This is a genomic window from Streptomyces sp. NPDC001492 (genome assembly GCF_053597275.1).
The window spans coordinates 1-16756 of the sequence record NZ_JBSFHW010000092.1 but is presented as its reverse complement, the minus strand read 5'-3'; the positions used below and the strand labels follow the sequence as shown (position 1 = coordinate 16756).

Below are 16756 nucleotides of genomic sequence, written 5' to 3'. Positions count from 1 at the left end.
GGACGCGCTCGCCCCCACGCCCGAGGACCGGCCCACCATAAGCGAGCTGCGCGACGCCCTGCGCCGGGCGGCAGCCCCCAGAGGCCGGCCCGGCACCCGCCGCCTGATCGCCGGTCGCCCGGCCGTGCCGTCGTCGGCCAGCGCCCGGATCAGCCCGTGGTCGGGGGAGAGCCGGCAGGCGGGATCCGTGCGGGCTGCGTCGCCCGTGAGGGCGTACGCCTGGCAGCGGCAGCCGCCGTGGTCCTCCTCTCGGCGGGAACAGCTGCGACACGGCTCGGCCATCCAGTCGGTGCCCCGGTAGCGGCTGAAGGCCGGGGAATGGTCCCAGATCCAGGCCAGCGGATGGTCCCGGATGTTCGGCGGATCCAGATCCGGCAGCGAGGCCGCGGCCGGGCAGGGCAGGACGGTGCCGTCCGGGGTGACGGTGAGCGAGACCGCGCCCCAGCCGCCCATGCACGGCTTGGCCGCACCGTCGAAGTAGTCGGGGACGACCCAGACCAGCTCGGGGCCGTCCGGAGTGAGCCGCTCCCGCCACCGCTCGACGGCGTCCCGTGCCCGGGCGAGCTGCTCGCGCGTGGCGAGCAGGGCCGCGCGGTTGAGCAGCCCCCAGCCGTAGAACTGCGCGTTGGCCAGTTCGATGCGGTCCACGCCCCAGGACAGGCCCAGTTCGACGACGGCGTCGATCGCGTCGAGGTTCCCGTGGTGCAGGACGACGTTGAGCCCCAGCGGGAGGCCCGCGGCCCGTACGAGTGCGGCGGCGCGTTCCTTTTCGCCGAAGGAACGGCGTCCGGCGATCCGGTCGGAGGCGCGCGGGTCGGCATGCTGGACGGACAGCTGGACGCTGCGCAGCCCGGCGGCGGTGAGCGCGCCGAGCCGCTCCCGGTCCAGGCCCACACCGCTGGTGACCAGCTGGGTGTAGATCCCGGCGGCCTCGGCCGCGGCGACGATCTGCTCCAGGTCCCGGCGCAGCAGCGGTTCACCGCCCGAGAGATGGGTGTGGACCACGCCGAACCCGCCCGCCTGGCGCATCACGTCCGCCCATTGCCCGCCGGTCAGCTCGCGTGAACGCCGGGTCAGCTCCAGAGGGTTGGAGCAGTACCCGCAGTGCAGCGGGCAGGCGTGGGTGAGTTCGGCCAGCAGCGCCCAGGGCCGGGCCGGCGCGGGCGCCCGAGGGGCGGGGGCGGTCGGATCGGTGAGGGTCATCGCAGCCAGCCCTCCTTGTGCAGCCGTTCGAGGAACGGAGGGACGTCGGTGGCGACGGGGGCGCCGGGGAAGCGTTCGGACAGTTCGTCGACGATGTCGCGCACGCGGCGGGAGCCGTCGCACAGGGCGACGACCGCGCCGGCCGCGCCCTGCAGCACGACGACACGTTCGGGAAGGAGCAACAGGTCCGTGTCCCGGGTGTGGTCGTGCCGCAGGAGGACGGCGGGTGCCGGCACGGGCCGCCAGTCGGTCACCGACGTCGTACTCACCCCTGCTCCCGGCGTCCCGCCTGGTCCACGGCGTCGAGCAGCGACCACAGGACGTCGCACTTGAAGCGCAGCGCTGCCAGGGCCCGTTCCTGCTCGTCCCGGGTGCGGGCCCAGCCGAGCACCAGGTCGAGTGCCTCGCGGCTGTCGCGCCGGCCCTGGGAGACCCGGGTACGGAAGTAGGCGAGGCCCTGGGGTTCGATCCACCGGTAGTGGCGCTGGAAGGCCTCGATGCGGGTGCGCATCAGATCCGGGGCGGACAGCTCCGTCAGCGACGCGGCAACGGCTTCGAGGGGCGTGCGCAGCCGGCAGAAGTTGACGTATCCGTCGACCGCCAGCCGTACGCCCGGCAGCACGCCGTCGCCGGCGAGCAGCGTCTCACGGGGCAGGCCGGCCGCCTCGGCGAGCCGCAGCCACCGGTCGAGGCCGCCCTCACGGTCCTGCTGCCCGTCGTGGTCCTGGATGCGGCGCAGCCACATCCGGCGCAGCACCGGGGTGTCCAGCTTGGCCGTGATCAGGGCGTCCTTGACGGGGATGTGGCGTTGGTAGTGGAAGCGGTTGACGATCCAGCGGCGCAGCTCGTCCTGGCTGAGATCGCCGCTGTGCATCCGGAGGTTGAAGGGGTGGCTGTCGTGATAGCGCTCCTCCCCCACCGCGCGCAGTCGGGCCTCGAACTCCGCGGGGCGCCAGGGCTCGGCGAGCGGGTCGGGCGCCGTGTTCAGGGCGGTCGTACTCAGTGCTGTCGTATTCAGTGCTGTCGTGCTCATAGGTCGATCACCATCCCGTCGTACGCCACCTCGAGGCCCAGCCGTGCGAGCCGCTTGTGCTGGGGCGCGGCCGGGTCGACGAGGGGGTTGGTGTTGTTGAGGTGGGTGTAGAGGCAGCGGGCGGAGAGGCGGGCCAGGCGTTCGGCGGTTCCGCCCGGTCCCTCGATGGGCAGGTGGCCCATGCCGGTGGCGGTGCGTTCGGAGATGCCCGTGCGGCGGGGCTCCTCGTCGTCCCAGAAGGTGCCGTCCACGATGACGCAGTCGGCCTCGGCGGCGGCCTGCTGGAAGCGGTCCGGCCAGGCGGCCAGGGCGGGTGCGTAGAGCGCGGTGGCGCCGGAGGCCGGGTCGTACAGGCGCAGCGCCACCACCCATGCGTCGTCGTCCGGGGCGTCGGCGGCGTACCGCGGGCGCTTGCCCGACACCGGGACACCGCTGATCTGCAGGCCCGACGCGCCGCGCTCCAAGGGCTCGGCGCCGCGCGGCGGCAGTTCCCGCCAGGTGATGGAGGTGTACGGCGCGAGTACGTCGCCGAGGTGCAGGCGGTCCAGGAGCGCTCGCCGGACCGGTGCCGTGGAGATCACCTGGAGTCCGTCTGCCTCGCGCAGCCGCGCGATGCCGAGCGTGTGGTCGAGTTCGGCGTCGGTGAGGACCAGTCCGGCGATCGGCGTCTGCCGGCGGCCCGGCCCAGGGTGGAGTTCGGGCCTGGCTTCGATCTGGTCCCCGATGTCGGGTGTCGCGTTGACGAGGTACCAGCGGCCGTCGTCGGTCCGTACGGCGAGGGAGGCATGACGGCGGCGCCGGCCCGGGTGGGCGCGTGCCCCGGAGCATCCGGAGCACGCGCAGTTCCACTGGGGGATGCCGCCGCCGGCGGCAGTGCCGAGTACCAGCAGCAGCATGGCGTCGGCTAGCGGGAGCTGAGCGAGTAGGCGGTGACCTCGAGCGCGGTGTCGACGACCTCGTAGGCGGGCGTCTGCCAGGTGGCGCCGGCCGTGTCCTGTGAGGCGATCCGCTCGACCGGCTTGAGCTGCTGTGTGGCTTCGTTCATGGGTGATACGTCCTCTCCGGTGGGGTTTCTGGATGTGCAGGGAGGGTCACTTGAGGGAGACGCGGAGGATCTTGTCCTTGCCGTACCCGAGGTCGCTGGTGCCCACCCACAGTTCGTCGGCGCCGGGCACCTTGGCAATGGCGCGCAGACGACCGAACCGGCCGGGGTAGAAGTCGACCGGCGTGCCGGTGAACTCGCTGTCCCCGTCGATCGGGATGCGCCACAGCCGCTTGCCGCGCAGCGACGTCACATAGATCACGTTGTCCACGATGACGAGTTGGGCGGGCACGCCCCACTCCGGGTGGAACACGACCCTCGGGGTGGTCATGCCCTTGACGTCGCAGCCGCCCTCGCAGGCGGGAAAGCCGTAGTTGGCGCCCGGTTTGATCAGGTTGATCTCGTCCCAGGTCTGGTCGCCGACCTCCGTCTCCCACAGGCGGCCGTTGCGGTCCCAGGCCAGGCCCTCCGGGTTGCGGTGGCCGTAGCTGTAGACGCGGGTGCCGAACGGGTTGCCGGGGGCCGCGGCGCCGGTCCTGGTGATACGGAGGATCTTGCCGTTGAGCGACTTCTTGTCCTGCGCCAGCTTCGGCTGGTAGGCGTCGCCGGTGGAGACGTAGAGGTAGCCGTCGGGGCCGAAGGCGATCTGGCCGCCGTTGTGGTTGCCGACCCTCTTGATTCCGCCGAGCACTACCTTGTAGTTCGAGAGCGACCTGCCGTCGTAGTCCATTCTGACGACCTCGGTCCGGGTCCTCGTGGTGTGCACGAAGAACACCTGCTTGTCGGTCGTGCCGTTCCAGCTGGGGGACGGGGCGACGCCCAACAGGCCGCCGGGGCCGTCGTCATAGGGTTCGGGGACGGTGTTCGGCACTTCTCCGACCAGTGTCTTACGCCCGTCCCGGTCGAGGCGGTAGACCTGGTAGGTGAGCCGCTCGGTCACCAGCGCCGAGCCTCCGTCCGGCATGAACTTGATTTCCCAGGGCGTCTGCCATCCGGTGGAGAGCGTGCTGACGTCGTCCGTCGGATTACCGCCGTCCGCGGCGGCAGCCGTGCGTGCGGAGGTGGACGGCGCTGCGGCGGCGGGCGCCGACTGCGGCAGGCCGGCCGCGAGCAGTGCGGCCGCGGCGGCGAGCGAGCCCAGAACGATCCGGGATGGACGCCGCACCGAGCGGCCTGGGTCTGTCATGTCGGCGCCCTTCGTCATTCCTCGAGTGAACCGTCGTGACGCGGCGTGTCCACACGCTCGCGAAGGGCAGCGTATTTCGCGGACATAGCTACAGCCTGTATTGAAATCATGACAATTGATGGCATGTCCGCCATTCAGGTGAGCCGCTTCGGAGGTCGATCCGGGAGCGGATGCCCAACCGGCTGAACACGCCCCGCGGATGGTGGTCGAGCGTGCGGGGGCCGAGGGCGAGGAGGGCGGCGATCTCCCGGGCCTGAACCGGCGGGGGTGCGCGGGGCCCGTACGGGGGAGAATCGCGGTAGGCCCGTCCCGTCGAGGAGGTCCTCATGCCGCTACGGTCCCCGGGCGTCACCAAGATGACGCGGGATCCCGTGCACCATCCGCTGTTCGCCCGCTCCTACGCCCGCATCAGCGTGACCGCCGAGACCCGGCTGGGCATGGGCGGCGTCCGCGACCGGCTCCTGTCCGGACTGTCCGGGCGGGTGATCGAGATCGGCGCGGGCAACGGACTGAACTTCGCGCACTATCCGAGGACCGTCTCGGAGGTCGTGGCGATCGAACCGGAGCGCCGGCTGCGGCAGCTGGCCCTCGACGCCGCCCTCCGCTGCGAGGTGCCGGTGGATGTCGCCCCGGGTGCCGCGGAGGCACTGCCCGTCAAGAGCGAGGCCTTCGACGCGGTGGTGATCTCGCTGGTGCTGTGCAGTGTGCGGGACGTGCCGCGGGCGCTCGCGGAGATACGGCGGGTGCTGCGGCCCGGCGGCGTGGTGCGGTTCTTCGAGCACGGCCGCGGCGGCGGACCGGCGATGACCTTCACCCAGCGAGCCCTGGACCGCACGCTGTGGCCGCCCCTCAACGGCGGCTGCCATCTGGCCCGCGACCCGGTCGCCGCACTGCGCGAGGCCGGGTTCGAGCTCGGCCCCTACCGGCGGATGCTGATGCCTCAGAAGGGGCCGAGGCTGCCCACCTCGTACTGCGTGCTGGGCACGGCGTGGCGGCCGGAGCCCGACGGAACGGGGACCTGAGACGCCCTGCTCACATGGTCCAGCCGCGCAGTTCCGCCGCGATGTCGTACACCGTGGCGTTGCCCTTCTTGACCAGGCGGGCCAGATCGCGCACCTGCACCGGGGAAGTGGTGACCCTGAAGCCGCTGGCGACGAGGTAGGCGTACGCGACGGCCGAGGCGAAGAGGGCGTTCGAGCGCTCCAGCGCGGGGACGTGGATGAGGAGTTGGAGCAGAGCCGCCGCGCGTGCGTGCGGGTTGTCGTAGACGGGGACGTCGAAAATCTCGGCCTCGTGGCGCGCGACGGCCGCGACGAGGGCACCCCAGTCGGTGACCTGCGGGTCGCCGGGCGTCTTCTGTTCGGCGAGCATGAGGAGCCAGGCGAGATCGATGCTGAGGTTGCTCAAGGGATCAGCGGCTGCCTTCGCGCGTGCTGTCGTCCTCGCCGGCGAACTCCTCGGCGAAGACCGCCTCGTACTGCTTCATGAAGTCGGCGGCCGCCTCGACGAACGTCTGGCCGACCTCTCCGGTGTCCTGTTTCACGAGTTCCTCGATGTAGCGGTTGACGCTCATGCCACGGGCGAGGGCACGCTCGCGGGCGGCGCGGGCCGTGCCCTCGTCCACTCTCACGTTCAGCTGGGTCTTCGCCATACTCCGAAGCTAGCGCCGAAGTGCTAGCACGACAAGAGCTCCTCCCGCGGGTGGAGCGTGTCCCTTACATCGGAATCAGGGACCCGACCTGCGGTGGAGACCGTCCACGACCTTCGGTGGATATCCGATGTGGGCGGTATCACACTACCCTCGGCCAGGACGAAGGAGTCGACACCCCGAGCGAGCGAGGAGGCAGCGTTGTCCACAGCAGCTGCGGAGCATGCCCCCGGCCATGCGTCGGCCGACGGGATCGCGGCCCGCGCCCGCGGTCTGACCAAGGCGTACGGCTCGGGCGAGACGACCGTGCTCGCCCTGGACTCGGTGGACGTGGACATCGCGCGCGGCCGCTTCACCGCCGTCATGGGGCCTTCGGGCTCCGGGAAGTCCACGCTGATGCACTGTCTGGCGGGGCTCGACTCGGTGTCGGCCGGCCAGGTGTGGCTCGGCGACACCGAGATCACGGGGCTGAAGGAGCGCGAGCTGACCCGGCTGCGCCGGGACCGGATCGGGTTCATGTTCCAGTCCTTCAACCTCATCCCGACACTGAACGCGGCCGAGAACATCACCCTGCCCATGGACATCGCGGGCAAGAAGCCCGACGAGAAGTGGCTGGACCAGGTCATCGACACCCTCGGCCTGAGGGACCGGCTGAAGCACCGTCCCTCGCAGCTGTCCGGCGGTCAGCAGCAGCGCGTGGCGTGCGCGCGGGCGCTGGCCTCCCGGCCGGAGCTGATCTTCGCGGACGAGCCGACCGGCAACCTCGACTCACGGGCCGGCCTCGAGGTGCTCGCCTTCCTGCGCGAGGCCGTCGACAGCCTCGGCCAGACCGTCGTCATGGTCACCCACGACCCGGGCGCCGCCGCCCACTCCGACCTGGTGCTCTTCCTCGGCGACGGACGCATCGTCGACGAGATGGAGCGGCCGACGGCGGAGGCCGTACTCGAACGAATGAAGCGTTTCGACGTGATCCGCAGCCAGTTCGACGGGAGCACTGCTCCCGCCGAGGAGGACTGACACCGTGCTCAAGGCGACGCTCCGCAGCTTCCTCGCCCACAAGGGGCGGCTGCTGCTCTCCGCGCTGGCGATCATCCTGTCCGTGGCCTTCGTCGCGGGCAGTCTGATCTTCTCCGACACGGTCACCCGCACCTTCGACCGGCTCTTCCACTCCACCTCCGCCGATGTGACCGTGGAGCCGAAGCAGGACCTCAAGTCCCAGGTGCCGACCGGTGCGGTCGAGACCGTGCCCGCCTCGCTCGCGGCGCGGGTGGCGAGGGTCGAGGGGGTCGCCTCGACCCACGCGGACGTCAGCGTCCAGAACATCACCGTCGTCGACAGCAGGAACGAGTCGGTCGGCCCGACCACCGGGGCACCCACCATCGCCTCCGACTGGTACCTCACCGATCGCAGCCCCGTGAAGCTGACCTCGGGTCACGCCCCGCAGGGCGGCGGCGAGGCGCTCCTGGACGCCGACACCGCCGACAAGAAACACGTGAAGATCGGCGACACCCTGACCGTGCTCGCCCAGCCGGGCACCTTCAACGTCAGGGTCGTCGGTATCGCCACCTTCACCACGACCAACCCGGGCGCGGCCCTCGTCTTCCTCGACCCGAAGACGGCGGCGGCCCAGCTGCTCGGCTCCGCGGACAAGGCCACCAGCATTCAGGCCGACGCGGCGAAGGGCGTGAGCGACGCCCAGCTCAAGACGCGTGTCGCGGCCGTGGTCGACACCGCCGCCTACGACGTGAAGACCGCCGACGAGCAGGCCAAGTCGGCCGCCTCGGACCTCGGCGGCTTCCTCGACGTCATCAAGTACGTGATGCTCGGCTTCGCCGGGATCGCCGTCCTGGTCGGCATCTTCCTGATCGTCAACACCTTCTCCATGCTGATCGCCCAGCGCACCCGGGAGCTGGGCCTGCTCCGGGCCCTGGGCGCCGACCGGCGGCAGGTGCGCCGCTCCGTGCTCACCGAGGCGATCCTGCTCGGCCTGGTCGGCTCGACGCTGGGTCTGGCGGCGGGCATCGGGCTCGCGGCCGGGCTGATCAAGCTGATGAGCGTGTTCGGGATGAACCTCAAGACCACGGAGATGGTGGTCGGGTGGGGAACCCCCGTGGCGGCGTACGTCGTAGGGGTCGGCGTCACGTTCGTGGCCGCGTATCTGCCGGCCCGGCGCGCGGCGACCGTCTCCCCGATGGCCGCGCTCGCGGACGCCGAGATCGCCGGGATCGGCAAGCCGCTCAGGACACGGGCGATCGTCGGCTCGGTGGTGGGAGCGCTGGGCGCGGCGGCCCTGGTCGGCTGTGCCACGGCGACGAAGACGGCCTCGTCGGCCTCGCTGCTGGGGCTCGGCGTCGTCCTGACCCTGATCGCGACGGTGATCGCGGGCCCGCTGCTGGTCCGCCCGGTCATCCGGGTCCTGGGCGGGGCCTTCCCGGCCCTGTTCGGCTCGGTCGGCCGTATGAGCCAGCGCAACGCCCTGCGCAACCCCCGCCGTACCGGCGCCACCGCCGCCGCCCTCATGGTGGGCCTCGCCCTGGTCGGCGGCATGTCCGTGGCCAGCGCCTCCATGTCGAAGTCCTTCGACCAGCAGATCGACAAGACGCTGGGCGCCGACTTCATCGTCCAGAACACCAACTTCGTGCCCTTCAACCAGGAGGTCACCGACAAGGTGCGCTCCACGCCGGGCGTCGGCCTCGTCGTACGGCAGCGCTTCGCACCCGTGGCCGTTCGTCTCCCGGACGGCAAGCGCATCGAGACCACCGCCGCGGGCTACGACGACGGAGTCGACGACGTCGCGCACGTGACCTATGCGGCCGGGAACACGGCGACGGCGCTGGCGGGCGGCAGCATCGGCATGGACGTCAAGTTCGCGAAGAAGCACGACGTCAGGATCGGCAGCACCATCCCCGTCGAGTTCCCGGCCGGCCGGAGGACCGAGCTGAAGGTCGGCGCCCTCACCGACCAGGACCAGGCCGAGGGCTTCGGCATGCAGGGCGGGCTGTTCTTCGGGATCGCGACGGTCGAGAAGTACGTGCCCGGCGGGCAGGACTCCGCGCTGTACGTCAACAAGGCCTCCGGCACGAGCGCCGACCAGCTCCGCAGGAACCTGGAGCACACCCTCAAGCCGTTCCCGCAGGTCCAGGCCCGCGACCAGGCCGACTACAAGAAGCTGGTGCACGACCAGATCGCCGTGCTGCTCTACCTCGTGTACGCGCTGCTGGGGCTGGCGATCATCATCGCGGTGCTCGGCGTCGTCAACACCCTCGCCCTGTCGGTGGTGGAGCGGACCCGGGAGATCGGGCTGCTGCGGGCCATCGGGCTCGCCCGGCGGCAGCTGCGCCGGATGATCCGGCTGGAGTCGGTGGTGATCGCGGTGTTCGGCGCGGTCCTCGGGCTCGCGCTCGGTCTGGTGTGGGGTGTGTGCACCCAGCAGGTGCTGGCGCTGCAGGGCATGAAGGCGCTCGCGATCCCGTGGACCACGATCGTCGCGGTGGTGATCGGCTCCGCGGTGGTGGGCATCGTGGCGGCGCTGCTGCCCGCGTTGCGTGCCTCGCGCATGAATGTGCTGGCGGCCATCGCGCACGAGTGACGCAATCGCGGCCAGGCTCAAGTCCCTTACTGGTGAGGAGAGTTCATGCCGGGTCCGTTCCGTTTCGGTGTCAACGTGCTCGACGCCGCGCCCGCGGCGGGGCAGTCCCCCGGGGCCGAGCAGCCGGTCCAACTCCCGCTGCGTTCACGGGTGCGCGCCTGGGGCCGGGCAGCACCACGGGACGGCTGCTGCCGGTCGGGGCCGGGGAACTTGCGGAGAGCGTGGGGCGCTACCGGCGGCCGGCCGAGAGCCGCAAGAAAACGGGCACTGACCTGAAAACGCCCATGCCGGACGTACAGCCACGCTCCGCCAACTGCCCATATCATCGGCCCGGGTTCGCGCGTGCCGCGCGCGGGGAGGGGTGGGGATGAGAGAACTGGAGCTGCTGAGTCTGGCCGTGGTGCCCTTGGCCACCTACTACGGCATGGCCCGGCAACGCCGCTGGCGCATCCTGGTGCCGGCGTTGTACGCCCTGACCGGCGTGCTGCTTTACGCCAACGACGACATGCACGGCTGGCGCATGGCGTGGTATCTCGCCGACCTGGTCGCGATGCTGCTGATACTGCGCTTCCTGAACAGCCCCGAGCGGGTGGACCGGCTCGTGGAGAAAATCTGGGCGCTGACACCGCCCGTGGAGTCCGACAGAACCGGGGTGGAGCAGGAGCTGCACCGCCTGTCCGACGAACCTCGGCTGCGTTGGATGTGCCTGGAACTCGACACCGGTGGCGACCTGTTGGTCACCACGAACCTGAACGGAAAGTCGTCGCGGCGCCGGTTCCGTGTGGCGGAAGAGTGCCCCCATTGCCTCCTGGAAGCGCTTCTCGCGTCATTCGTCGCCGTCGAGCCGGTCGAGCACATCGAGTTCTACCGCACCGGAACTTCTCAGGGCGAGGGATACGCCGCATACGTCCACTTCGACAGGCCCGCAGCAGGCGTACGCATTGACGTCGCCCAGACCAACCGTATGGTGGCCCTGCCGGCCGGCGACTGTTCCGTTCACGCCCTATGAGCCACGCGGCGCCGCGGCGCCGGGTCCTCGCTCTCCTCCCACCACGCCTCGCCCGTCTCGGCCCGCCACTCCTCCGCTGCGTCCGGGTGGGCCCCCGGACGAAGACGTTGGCAGGCGCCGGCGCATCCGGTACGGCTGCTGCACACTCTCAACCTGCCCGATCCGGCGACGCTGGGCGCCGACCTGCCGGCGGCCGTACTGCGCTGATCGACCGGTCGGGCCCGCTGTGCCCGCCGCATCCGAACTGATGTGAACGTGTCACGCGTGGCTTAAACTCACGCCGATACGGGGCGGGTTCGTGTGCTCTCCGCCCAGGATGTCCCGCCCTGCTGCGGCCCGAGTACCGCCCGGAGAGAACATGAGGACCCTGGAGCCCGGGGATCCGTCGGCCGTCGGCGGCTACCCGCTGCTGGCGCATCTCGGCGCCGGCGGCATGGGACAGGTCTTCCTTTCCCGTACGGCTTCCGGGCGGCTGCTGGCGTTGAAGACACTGCGGCCCGAGTTCGGCCTGGACCCCGGCTTCGAGGAACGGTTCGCCCGCGAGATCGCCAGCAGCGACCAAGTGCGGTCCGCCTGGACGGTGTCGGTCGTCGACCACAGCCCCGCCGGGCAGCGCCCGCAGTGGCTGGCCACGGAGTACGTCGCCGCACCCTCCCTCGCCGACTGGGTCGGGCGAACCGGCCCCTTGCCCGAAGGCACCGTCCGGGCCCTGGCCGCGGAACTCGCCGAAGGGCTGCGGGCCGTGCACCGGGCCGGCCTCGCCCACCGTGACGTGAAGCCGTCCAACGTGCTCCTGGCCCGCCGTCACCCCCTGCTCATCGACTTCGGCATCGCCCGTGCCGCCGACGACACCCGCCTCACCGGCACGGGCGGTGTCATCGGGTCGCCGGGATACATGGCGCCGGAGCAGGCGACCGGCGGGATATCGGCCGAACCCGGCGACGTCTTCTCCCTGGGGGCGACGCTGGTGTATGCCGCCACCGGCATCGGCCCCTTCCTGCACCCGGGCGAAAACCCCTCGGCGGCGCAGCTGCTGTACCGGATCGTGCACGAGGAGCCGACGCTGCACGGCGTGCCGGAGACGCTCGCGCCGCTGCTCGCCGCCTGCCTTCACAAGTCGCCGCAGGCCCGCCCGACCGCGGACGAGCTGTTGGACCGCGTCGGCGCCTCCCCCGGCGGCTGGACAGCGGCCCTGCCGTCGGATCTGTCCGCGGACATCGCCGCGAGGGAAACCGCAGCGCAGGCGGTGCTGAAGCGCCCGGTGCTGCCGCCGCCCCCGCACCCCGCGCCGCCGGCCGGGTTCGGACCGCCGGGTGAGGGCATCGGTTCCCGATCGCACGCTGCCTACGGGCCGCCCGTCGGCCCCCTGCACCCCCCGGCCACCGACGCCGGAACCGCTCGTGGCCTCGCCCCAGTTGGGGCCGCCTCCGCGCCCGGTCGGCGTGCCGCACGGCTGCGCACGGCCGCCGTGACCGCGGGCGTGGCGGCGACCGCAGCCGTCGTCGCCGCCCTGGCCTGGCCGCACGGCACCGACGACGGGACGGCAGGCGGCCACACCTCCACACCGACATCCCCCGCTCCGTCCTCGTCCGGCGCGACCGCGACGGACGCCCTGCCCGCCTCCTGGGTGGGCACCTGGAAGGGAACAGGACCCGGCAGTGCCTCCGGCGACGGTGTCGTGAACGCACGCACGAACAAGGTGTCCGTGACCGTCACCCTGCACGCGGCGTCCCGGGGCGACATCGTCGGCCGACAGGTCAGCCACGTGACCGACGCCGACAGCGGCCAGGACATCGGCTGCACCGAGACCCTGCGCCTGCGGGAGACGCACACGTCGTCGATGGTTTTCGAGGCGGCCACGAGCACTCCCACGGACCCGTCCAACGCCGTGCTGTGCGTGCGGGGCAACATCTACACCCTGACGAAAACGGGCGCGAACACCCTGTCCCTGGGCGACGAGGGCAGCCAGACGGCGGGCGCACCCTCACGGCTGACCCGCTCCTCCTGATCCACGGCCGACACCGACCACGTCAGCGATCCCGAGGACCAGGCGTCAGGAGGTCCATTCCCCGGCACAGAATCCGTTCGCCAGAGAGGCTGATCATCTGCTTGGCTCGCCCCATGAGTGATCTTTGCATGCGTAGCGCGACCCCGGACGACCTCGACGACGTCCTGGCCTTCTGGAGGACGGCCGCCGAGGGCACGAGCATCAGTGACGACCGGGACGGGGTCGAGCGGCTGGTGGCGCGCGACCCCGAGGCGCTGCTGCTGGCGGAGCGGGACGGACAGCTGGTGGGCACAGTGATCGCGGGCTTCGACGGCTGGCGCTGCCATCTGTACCGGCTGGCGGTGCACCCGGACCGCCGCCGCCAGGGCATCGGCTCGGCGCTGCTGGCCGCGGCCGAGGAACGCTTCGTACGGCTCGGGGGCCGGCGCGGGGACGCGATGGTGCTGGTGCGCAACGAGACCGGGCAGCATGCCTGGCGGGCGGCCGGGTACGCGCCCGAAGAGCACTGGCGGCGCTGGGTGAAGCACCTCACAGCCTGATCACCTTTGCCGATCCTTTACCATTGGGGTGACCGTATACGGATCAGTTGTGGCCCTCCGATGAAAGGTGTGAGCGTCCGCCCATGGGCGAGCCTCCCAGTAGTGCGCGCAGTACACGACATCGCGCGTTCCTCCCGCCCCTGTCCGACGATGGGACGGAGGTGACCCGATGACCGAAGTGCTCCTCCTGCTGGTGGCGATCCTGCTGTCGCTCGCCTGCGGCGCCTTCGTCGCGGCCGAGTTCTCGCTGACCACGGTCGAGCGGGCCGAGCTCGAACGGGCCGTGGAGCGCGGCGAGCGGGGCGCTGCGGGCGCCCTGAAGGCCGTCCGGAGCCTGACGTTCCAGCTCTCCGGCGCGCAGCTCGGCATCACCGTCACCAACCTGGTCGTCGGCATGCTCGCCGAGCCGTCGATCGCCAAGCTGATCGCGGGCCCCCTGGAGGCACTCGGCATCTCGCCCTCGGCGGCGAGCTCGCTCGCCCTGGTGCTGGGTACGGCCCTGTCCACCGTCTTCCTGATGGTCGTCGGCGAGCTGGTGCCCAAGAACTGGGCGATCTCCTCGCCGCTGGCCGTGGCCAAGCGGGTCGGCAACGCGCAGCGCCTGTTCAGTGCGGTCTTCCGTCCCTTCATCAGCCACCTCAACAACACGGCGAACCACGTGGTGCGCCGCTTCGGCCTGGAGCCCACCGAGGAGCTGGCCTCGGCGCGCGGCCCCAAGGAGCTGGCCGCGCTGGCCCGGCACTCCGCCAAGGAGGGCGCCCTGGAGGCGGACACCGCGGAGCTGTTCGTACGGACCCTGAACCTCGCCGACCTGACCGCGGAGAACGTGATGACGCCCCGCGTCCAGGTCATCGCCCTCGATGTCCAGGCCACCTGCGAGGACGTGGCGAACGCGACCAGGGCGACCGGGCTGTCCCGCTTCCCGGTCTACCGCGGCAGCCTCGATTCGGTCGTGGGCACCGCGCACATCAAGGACGTCCTGGCGATACCGGCCGACCGCCGCAGGCACACCCATGTCTCCGAGCTGATGCGTGAACCGCTCCTCGTCCCCGAGACCCTGACGGTCGACCGGCTGCTCGACCGGCTGTCCGGCAAGCGCACCATGGCCGTCGTCATCGACGAGTACGGCGGCACCGCGGGCGTGGCCACCCTGGAGGACATCGTCGAGGAGGTCGTCGGCGAGGTGCGGGACGAGCACGACCCGCACGAGACGCCCGACCTGGCCCCCGCGGGCAGTGACGACGCGGGCCGCTCGCTGTACTCGGCGGACGGCTCGGCCCGGGTGGACCAACTCGTGCGCGTCGGGCTCAGGGCGCCGGAGGGGCCGTACGAGACGCTGGCCGGTCTCGTCGCGGCGGAGCTCGGCCACATCCCGGCCGTGGGCGACTCCGTCGAGGTCAACGGATGGCGGCTGGACGTGGTGGACGCCTCGGGCCGCAGGGCCGCACGGGTGCTGATGCACGCACCGTTCGAGGACGAGGCGAACGGGACGACGAACCGGGAGGGCACGAAGTGACCGCCGTACAACTGCTGATCGGCCTTGCGACCCTCGTCGTCAACGCCTTCTTCGTCGGCGCCGAGTTCGCGCTGATCTCCGTACGGCGTTCGCAGATCGAGCAGTATGTGGAGGGAGACGCGGAGGGCGACCGCCGGGCCAAGAGCGTGCTGTGGGGCCTGGAGCACGTGTCCGCGCTGATGGCGGCCGCGCAGCTCGGCATCACGCTGTGCACGCTGGTCCTGGGTGTGGTCGCGGAACCGGCCATCGCGCATCTGCTGGAGCCGGTGTTCCACGCCGTGGGCGTGCCCGAGTCCGCAGGCCATGCGGTGTCCTTCGTCATCGCGCTGACCCTGGCGACGTATCTGCACATGCTGCTCGGCGAGATGGTGCCGAAGAACATCGCGCTCGCGGAGCCGGTGCGCAGCGCGCTGCTGCTCGGGCCGCCGCTGGTCGCCCTGGCGCGGGCGCTGCGCCCGGTGATCTTCGCGATCAACGCCTTCGCCAACACCCTGCTGAAGCTGTTGCGGGTGGAGACCAAGGGCGAGGTCGCGGCCACCTTCTCGGACGCCGAGCTGGCCCGGATCGTGCGGGACTCGGGCGAGGCGGGGCTGATCGACGACCGCGCGCTGGAGCGGCTGCACGACGCGCTGGAGCTGGGCCGTCGCCCGGTGCGCGACGTGGTGCTCCCGCTGGAAGGCGTCGTCTACGCGCGCGTGGGCGTCACCCCGGAGGAGCTGGAGCGGCTGTCGGCCCAGTCGGGCTTCTCCCGCTTCCCGGTGGTCGACGAGGGCCGTCGTATCGTCGGCTATCTGCACGTCAAGGACGCGCTGGACGCCCCCGGCCGGGACGTGCCGTTCCGGGTGCGGGACATGCGGCCCATCGCGCGCGTGCGGGAAGGCACACCGCTGGACGACGTGCTCACGGCCATGCGCGGCAGCCGCACCCACCTGGCGGCCGTACTCGGCAGCGACGGCCGGCTGGCCGGTCTCGTGACCATGGAGGACGTGCTGCGGGAGCTGTTCGGGCAGCGGGCCTGAGCCGTCCGTTCGAACGAGCGGGGGCCGACCGACCGACGGGTATGGAACCGGGATACCATCTCTTCCGCCATGCAGAAGAACCCCATACACACCAGCCTGGTCGCGGTCGGCGACTCCTTCACCGAGGGCATGTCGGACCTGCTGCCGGACGGCTCCTACCGAGGCTGGGCCGATCTCCTCGCCGGACGGATGGCCGCGGTCAACCCCGGGTTCCGGTACGCCAACCTCGCGGTGCGCGGCAAGCTGATCGGGCAGATCGTCGAGGAGCAGGTCGACGTGGCGGCCGCCATGCAGCCCGACGTGATCACGATGGTGGGCGGCCTCAACGACACCCTGCGGCCCAAGTGCGACATGGGGCGGGTACGGGACCTGCTCACCGAGGCCGTGGAGCGGCTGGCCCCCGCCTGCAAGCAGCTCGTGCTGATGCGCAGCCCGGGCCGCCAGGGGCCGGTCCTGGACCGCTTCCGGCCGCGCATGGAGGAACTGTTCGCCACCGTCGACGAGCTCGCCGCACAGCACGACGCGCTGGTCGTCGACCTGTACGGGGCCCCGTCGCTCGCCGACCCCCGCATGTGGGACGTCGACCGGCTGCACCTGACGGCGGAGGGGCACCGCAGGGTCGCCGAGGCCGTGTGGCAGACGCTGGGCTACGACCCCGAGGACGCCGAGTGGCACACGCCGATGGCGGCGACCCCGCCTCCGGGGTGGGCCGCGCGGCGAGTGGCGGACGTCCGCTTCGCCCGTCAGCACCTGCTCCCGTGGATCGGCCGCCGCCTGACGGGCCGTTCCTCGGGCGACGGCCGCCCGGCCAAGCGCCCGGAACTCCTGCCGTACGAGGGCCCGGCGGCGTAAGGGGGGTTCGCCCCCGCCGCCCCTTCCCGTCCCGACCCGGGGGCCGGCCCCCGGACCCCCGCTCCTCAAACGCCGGAGGGGCTGAGTTTTTGGCGGGGGGGGGGAGTTTTGG

The 16756-nt window shown here is 71.5% G+C and carries 17 protein-coding genes; 9 read left to right on the top strand and 8 right to left on the bottom strand.

Annotated elements, in window-relative coordinates:
- The 6 genes from pqqE to ACWC1K_RS49720 all read right to left on the bottom strand — a co-directional run.
- The coding region (gene pqqE / locus ACWC1K_RS49745) for a pyrroloquinoline quinone biosynthesis protein PqqE (protein ID WP_450840720.1) at positions 1 to 1203 on the bottom strand (1203 nt) is incomplete at its 3' end.
- A complete protein-coding gene (gene pqqD, locus ACWC1K_RS49740) occupies positions 1200 to 1472 on the bottom strand; it encodes a pyrroloquinoline quinone biosynthesis peptide chaperone PqqD (RefSeq protein ID WP_450840719.1) in 273 nt (90 codons plus the stop codon). The genes pqqD and pqqE, both read right to left, overlap by 4 nt.
- Positions 1469 to 2236, bottom strand: a complete 768-nt coding sequence (gene pqqC / locus ACWC1K_RS49735) for a pyrroloquinoline-quinone synthase PqqC (RefSeq protein WP_450840717.1) — start codon at positions 2234 to 2236, stop codon at positions 1469 to 1471. The genes pqqD and pqqC overlap by 4 nt, the downstream gene beginning before the upstream one ends.
- The gene (pqqB, locus tag ACWC1K_RS49730) at positions 2233 to 3132 is read right to left on the bottom strand and encodes a pyrroloquinoline quinone biosynthesis protein PqqB (protein WP_450840716.1); all 900 of its coding nucleotides are present in this window, start codon (positions 3130 to 3132) and stop codon (positions 2233 to 2235) included. Before pqqB ends, pqqC begins: the two co-directional genes overlap by 4 nt.
- Before the next feature lie 8 nt (positions 3133 to 3140).
- Positions 3141 to 3281: a pyrroloquinoline quinone precursor peptide PqqA gene (gene pqqA / locus ACWC1K_RS49725; RefSeq protein ID WP_450840714.1), complete on the bottom strand. Its 141-nt coding sequence runs from the start codon at positions 3279 to 3281 to the stop codon at positions 3141 to 3143.
- A 46-nt stretch (positions 3282 to 3327) separates the two neighbouring features.
- Positions 3328 to 4464: a PQQ-dependent sugar dehydrogenase gene (locus ACWC1K_RS49720; RefSeq protein WP_450840713.1), complete on the bottom strand. Its 1137-nt coding sequence runs from the start codon at positions 4462 to 4464 to the stop codon at positions 3328 to 3330.
- 326 nt (positions 4465 to 4790) lie between these two features.
- Here ACWC1K_RS49720 and ACWC1K_RS49715 point away from each other — a divergent pair, with 326 nt between their 5' ends.
- A complete protein-coding gene (locus ACWC1K_RS49715; RefSeq protein ID WP_450840712.1) occupies positions 4791 to 5486 on the top strand; it encodes a class I SAM-dependent methyltransferase in 696 nt (231 codons plus the stop codon).
- Positions 5487 to 5496: 10 nt separating this feature from the next.
- Here the strand turns inward: ACWC1K_RS49715 and ACWC1K_RS49710 are convergent, their stop codons facing one another.
- Together ACWC1K_RS49710 and ACWC1K_RS49705 are read right to left on the bottom strand one after the other, a co-directional pair.
- Positions 5497 to 5871, bottom strand: coding sequence for a fic family toxin-antitoxin system, toxin component (locus tag ACWC1K_RS49710; RefSeq protein ID WP_450840711.1), 375 nt, complete (start codon positions 5869 to 5871; stop codon positions 5497 to 5499).
- Positions 5872 to 5875: 4 nt separating this feature from the next.
- Positions 5876 to 6115: a toxin-antitoxin system HicB family antitoxin gene (locus tag ACWC1K_RS49705; protein WP_351479459.1), complete on the bottom strand. Its 240-nt coding sequence runs from the start codon at positions 6113 to 6115 to the stop codon at positions 5876 to 5878.
- Positions 6116 to 6313: 198 nt separating this feature from the next.
- Here ACWC1K_RS49705 and ACWC1K_RS49700 point away from each other — a divergent pair, with 198 nt between their 5' ends.
- From ACWC1K_RS49700 to ACWC1K_RS49665, 8 genes are all read left to right on the top strand, one after another.
- Positions 6314 to 7129, top strand: coding sequence for an ABC transporter ATP-binding protein (locus tag ACWC1K_RS49700; RefSeq protein ID WP_450840709.1), 816 nt, complete (start codon positions 6314 to 6316; stop codon positions 7127 to 7129).
- A 4-nt stretch (positions 7130 to 7133) separates the two neighbouring features.
- Positions 7134 to 9701 carry an ABC transporter permease gene (locus tag ACWC1K_RS49695; RefSeq protein WP_450840707.1) on the top strand — a complete coding sequence of 856 codons (2568 nt, stop codon included), beginning with the start codon at positions 7134 to 7136 and terminating at the stop codon, positions 9699 to 9701.
- Between the two features lie 367 nt (positions 9702 to 10068).
- A complete protein-coding gene (locus tag ACWC1K_RS49690; RefSeq protein WP_450840706.1) occupies positions 10069 to 10710 on the top strand; it encodes a hypothetical protein in 642 nt (213 codons plus the stop codon).
- A 358-nt stretch (positions 10711 to 11068) separates the two neighbouring features.
- A complete protein-coding gene (locus tag ACWC1K_RS49685; RefSeq protein ID WP_450840705.1) occupies positions 11069 to 12718 on the top strand; it encodes a serine/threonine-protein kinase in 1650 nt (549 codons plus the stop codon).
- 113 nt (positions 12719 to 12831) lie between these two features.
- Entirely contained in the window at positions 12832 to 13257 is a 426-nt protein-coding gene (locus ACWC1K_RS49680) for a GNAT family N-acetyltransferase (protein ID WP_450840704.1), read from the top strand.
- A 169-nt stretch (positions 13258 to 13426) separates the two neighbouring features.
- Complete coding sequence (locus ACWC1K_RS49675; protein WP_450840703.1) at positions 13427 to 14773, top strand: hemolysin family protein; 1347 nt, start codon at positions 13427 to 13429, stop codon at positions 14771 to 14773.
- On the top strand, positions 14770 to 15792 hold the full coding sequence (locus tag ACWC1K_RS49670; RefSeq protein ID WP_450840701.1) for a hemolysin family protein: 1023 nt from the start codon (positions 14770 to 14772) through the stop codon (positions 15790 to 15792). Before ACWC1K_RS49675 ends, ACWC1K_RS49670 begins: the two co-directional genes overlap by 4 nt.
- Positions 15793 to 15861: 69 nt before the next feature.
- Positions 15862 to 16644 (top strand): SGNH/GDSL hydrolase family protein, encoded by a 783-nt coding sequence (locus tag ACWC1K_RS49665; protein WP_450840700.1) that lies wholly within the window; start codon positions 15862 to 15864, stop codon positions 16642 to 16644.
- Positions 16645 to 16756 lie beyond the last annotated feature (112 nt).

Bases quoted from the DNA above. Each gene is read 5' to 3' on its own strand.
- pqqC (WP_450840717.1), bottom strand. From the start codon at position 2,236: ATGAGCACGACAGCACTGAATACGACAGCACTGAGTACGACCGCCCTG.
- pqqB (WP_450840716.1), bottom strand. From the start codon at position 3,132: ATGCTGCTGCTGGTACTCGGCACTGCCGCCGGCGGCGGCATCCCCCAG.
- pqqA (WP_450840714.1), bottom strand. From the start codon at position 3,281: ATGAACGAAGCCACACAGCAGCTCAAGCCGGTCGAGCGGATCGCCTCA.
- ACWC1K_RS49720 (WP_450840713.1), bottom strand. From the start codon at position 4,464: ATGACAGACCCAGGCCGCTCGGTGCGGCGTCCATCCCGGATCGTTCTG.
- ACWC1K_RS49715 (WP_450840712.1), top strand. From the start codon at position 4,791: ATGCCGCTACGGTCCCCGGGCGTCACCAAGATGACGCGGGATCCCGTG.
- ACWC1K_RS49705 (WP_351479459.1), bottom strand. From the start codon at position 6,115: ATGGCGAAGACCCAGCTGAACGTGAGAGTGGACGAGGGCACGGCCCGC.
- ACWC1K_RS49690 (WP_450840706.1), top strand. From the start codon at position 10,069: ATGAGAGAACTGGAGCTGCTGAGTCTGGCCGTGGTGCCCTTGGCCACC.
- ACWC1K_RS49685 (WP_450840705.1), top strand. From the start codon at position 11,069: ATGAGGACCCTGGAGCCCGGGGATCCGTCGGCCGTCGGCGGCTACCCG.
- ACWC1K_RS49680 (WP_450840704.1), top strand. From the start codon at position 12,832: ATGAGTGATCTTTGCATGCGTAGCGCGACCCCGGACGACCTCGACGAC.
- ACWC1K_RS49675 (WP_450840703.1), top strand. From the start codon at position 13,427: ATGACCGAAGTGCTCCTCCTGCTGGTGGCGATCCTGCTGTCGCTCGCC.
- ACWC1K_RS49665 (WP_450840700.1), top strand. From the start codon at position 15,862: ATGCAGAAGAACCCCATACACACCAGCCTGGTCGCGGTCGGCGACTCC.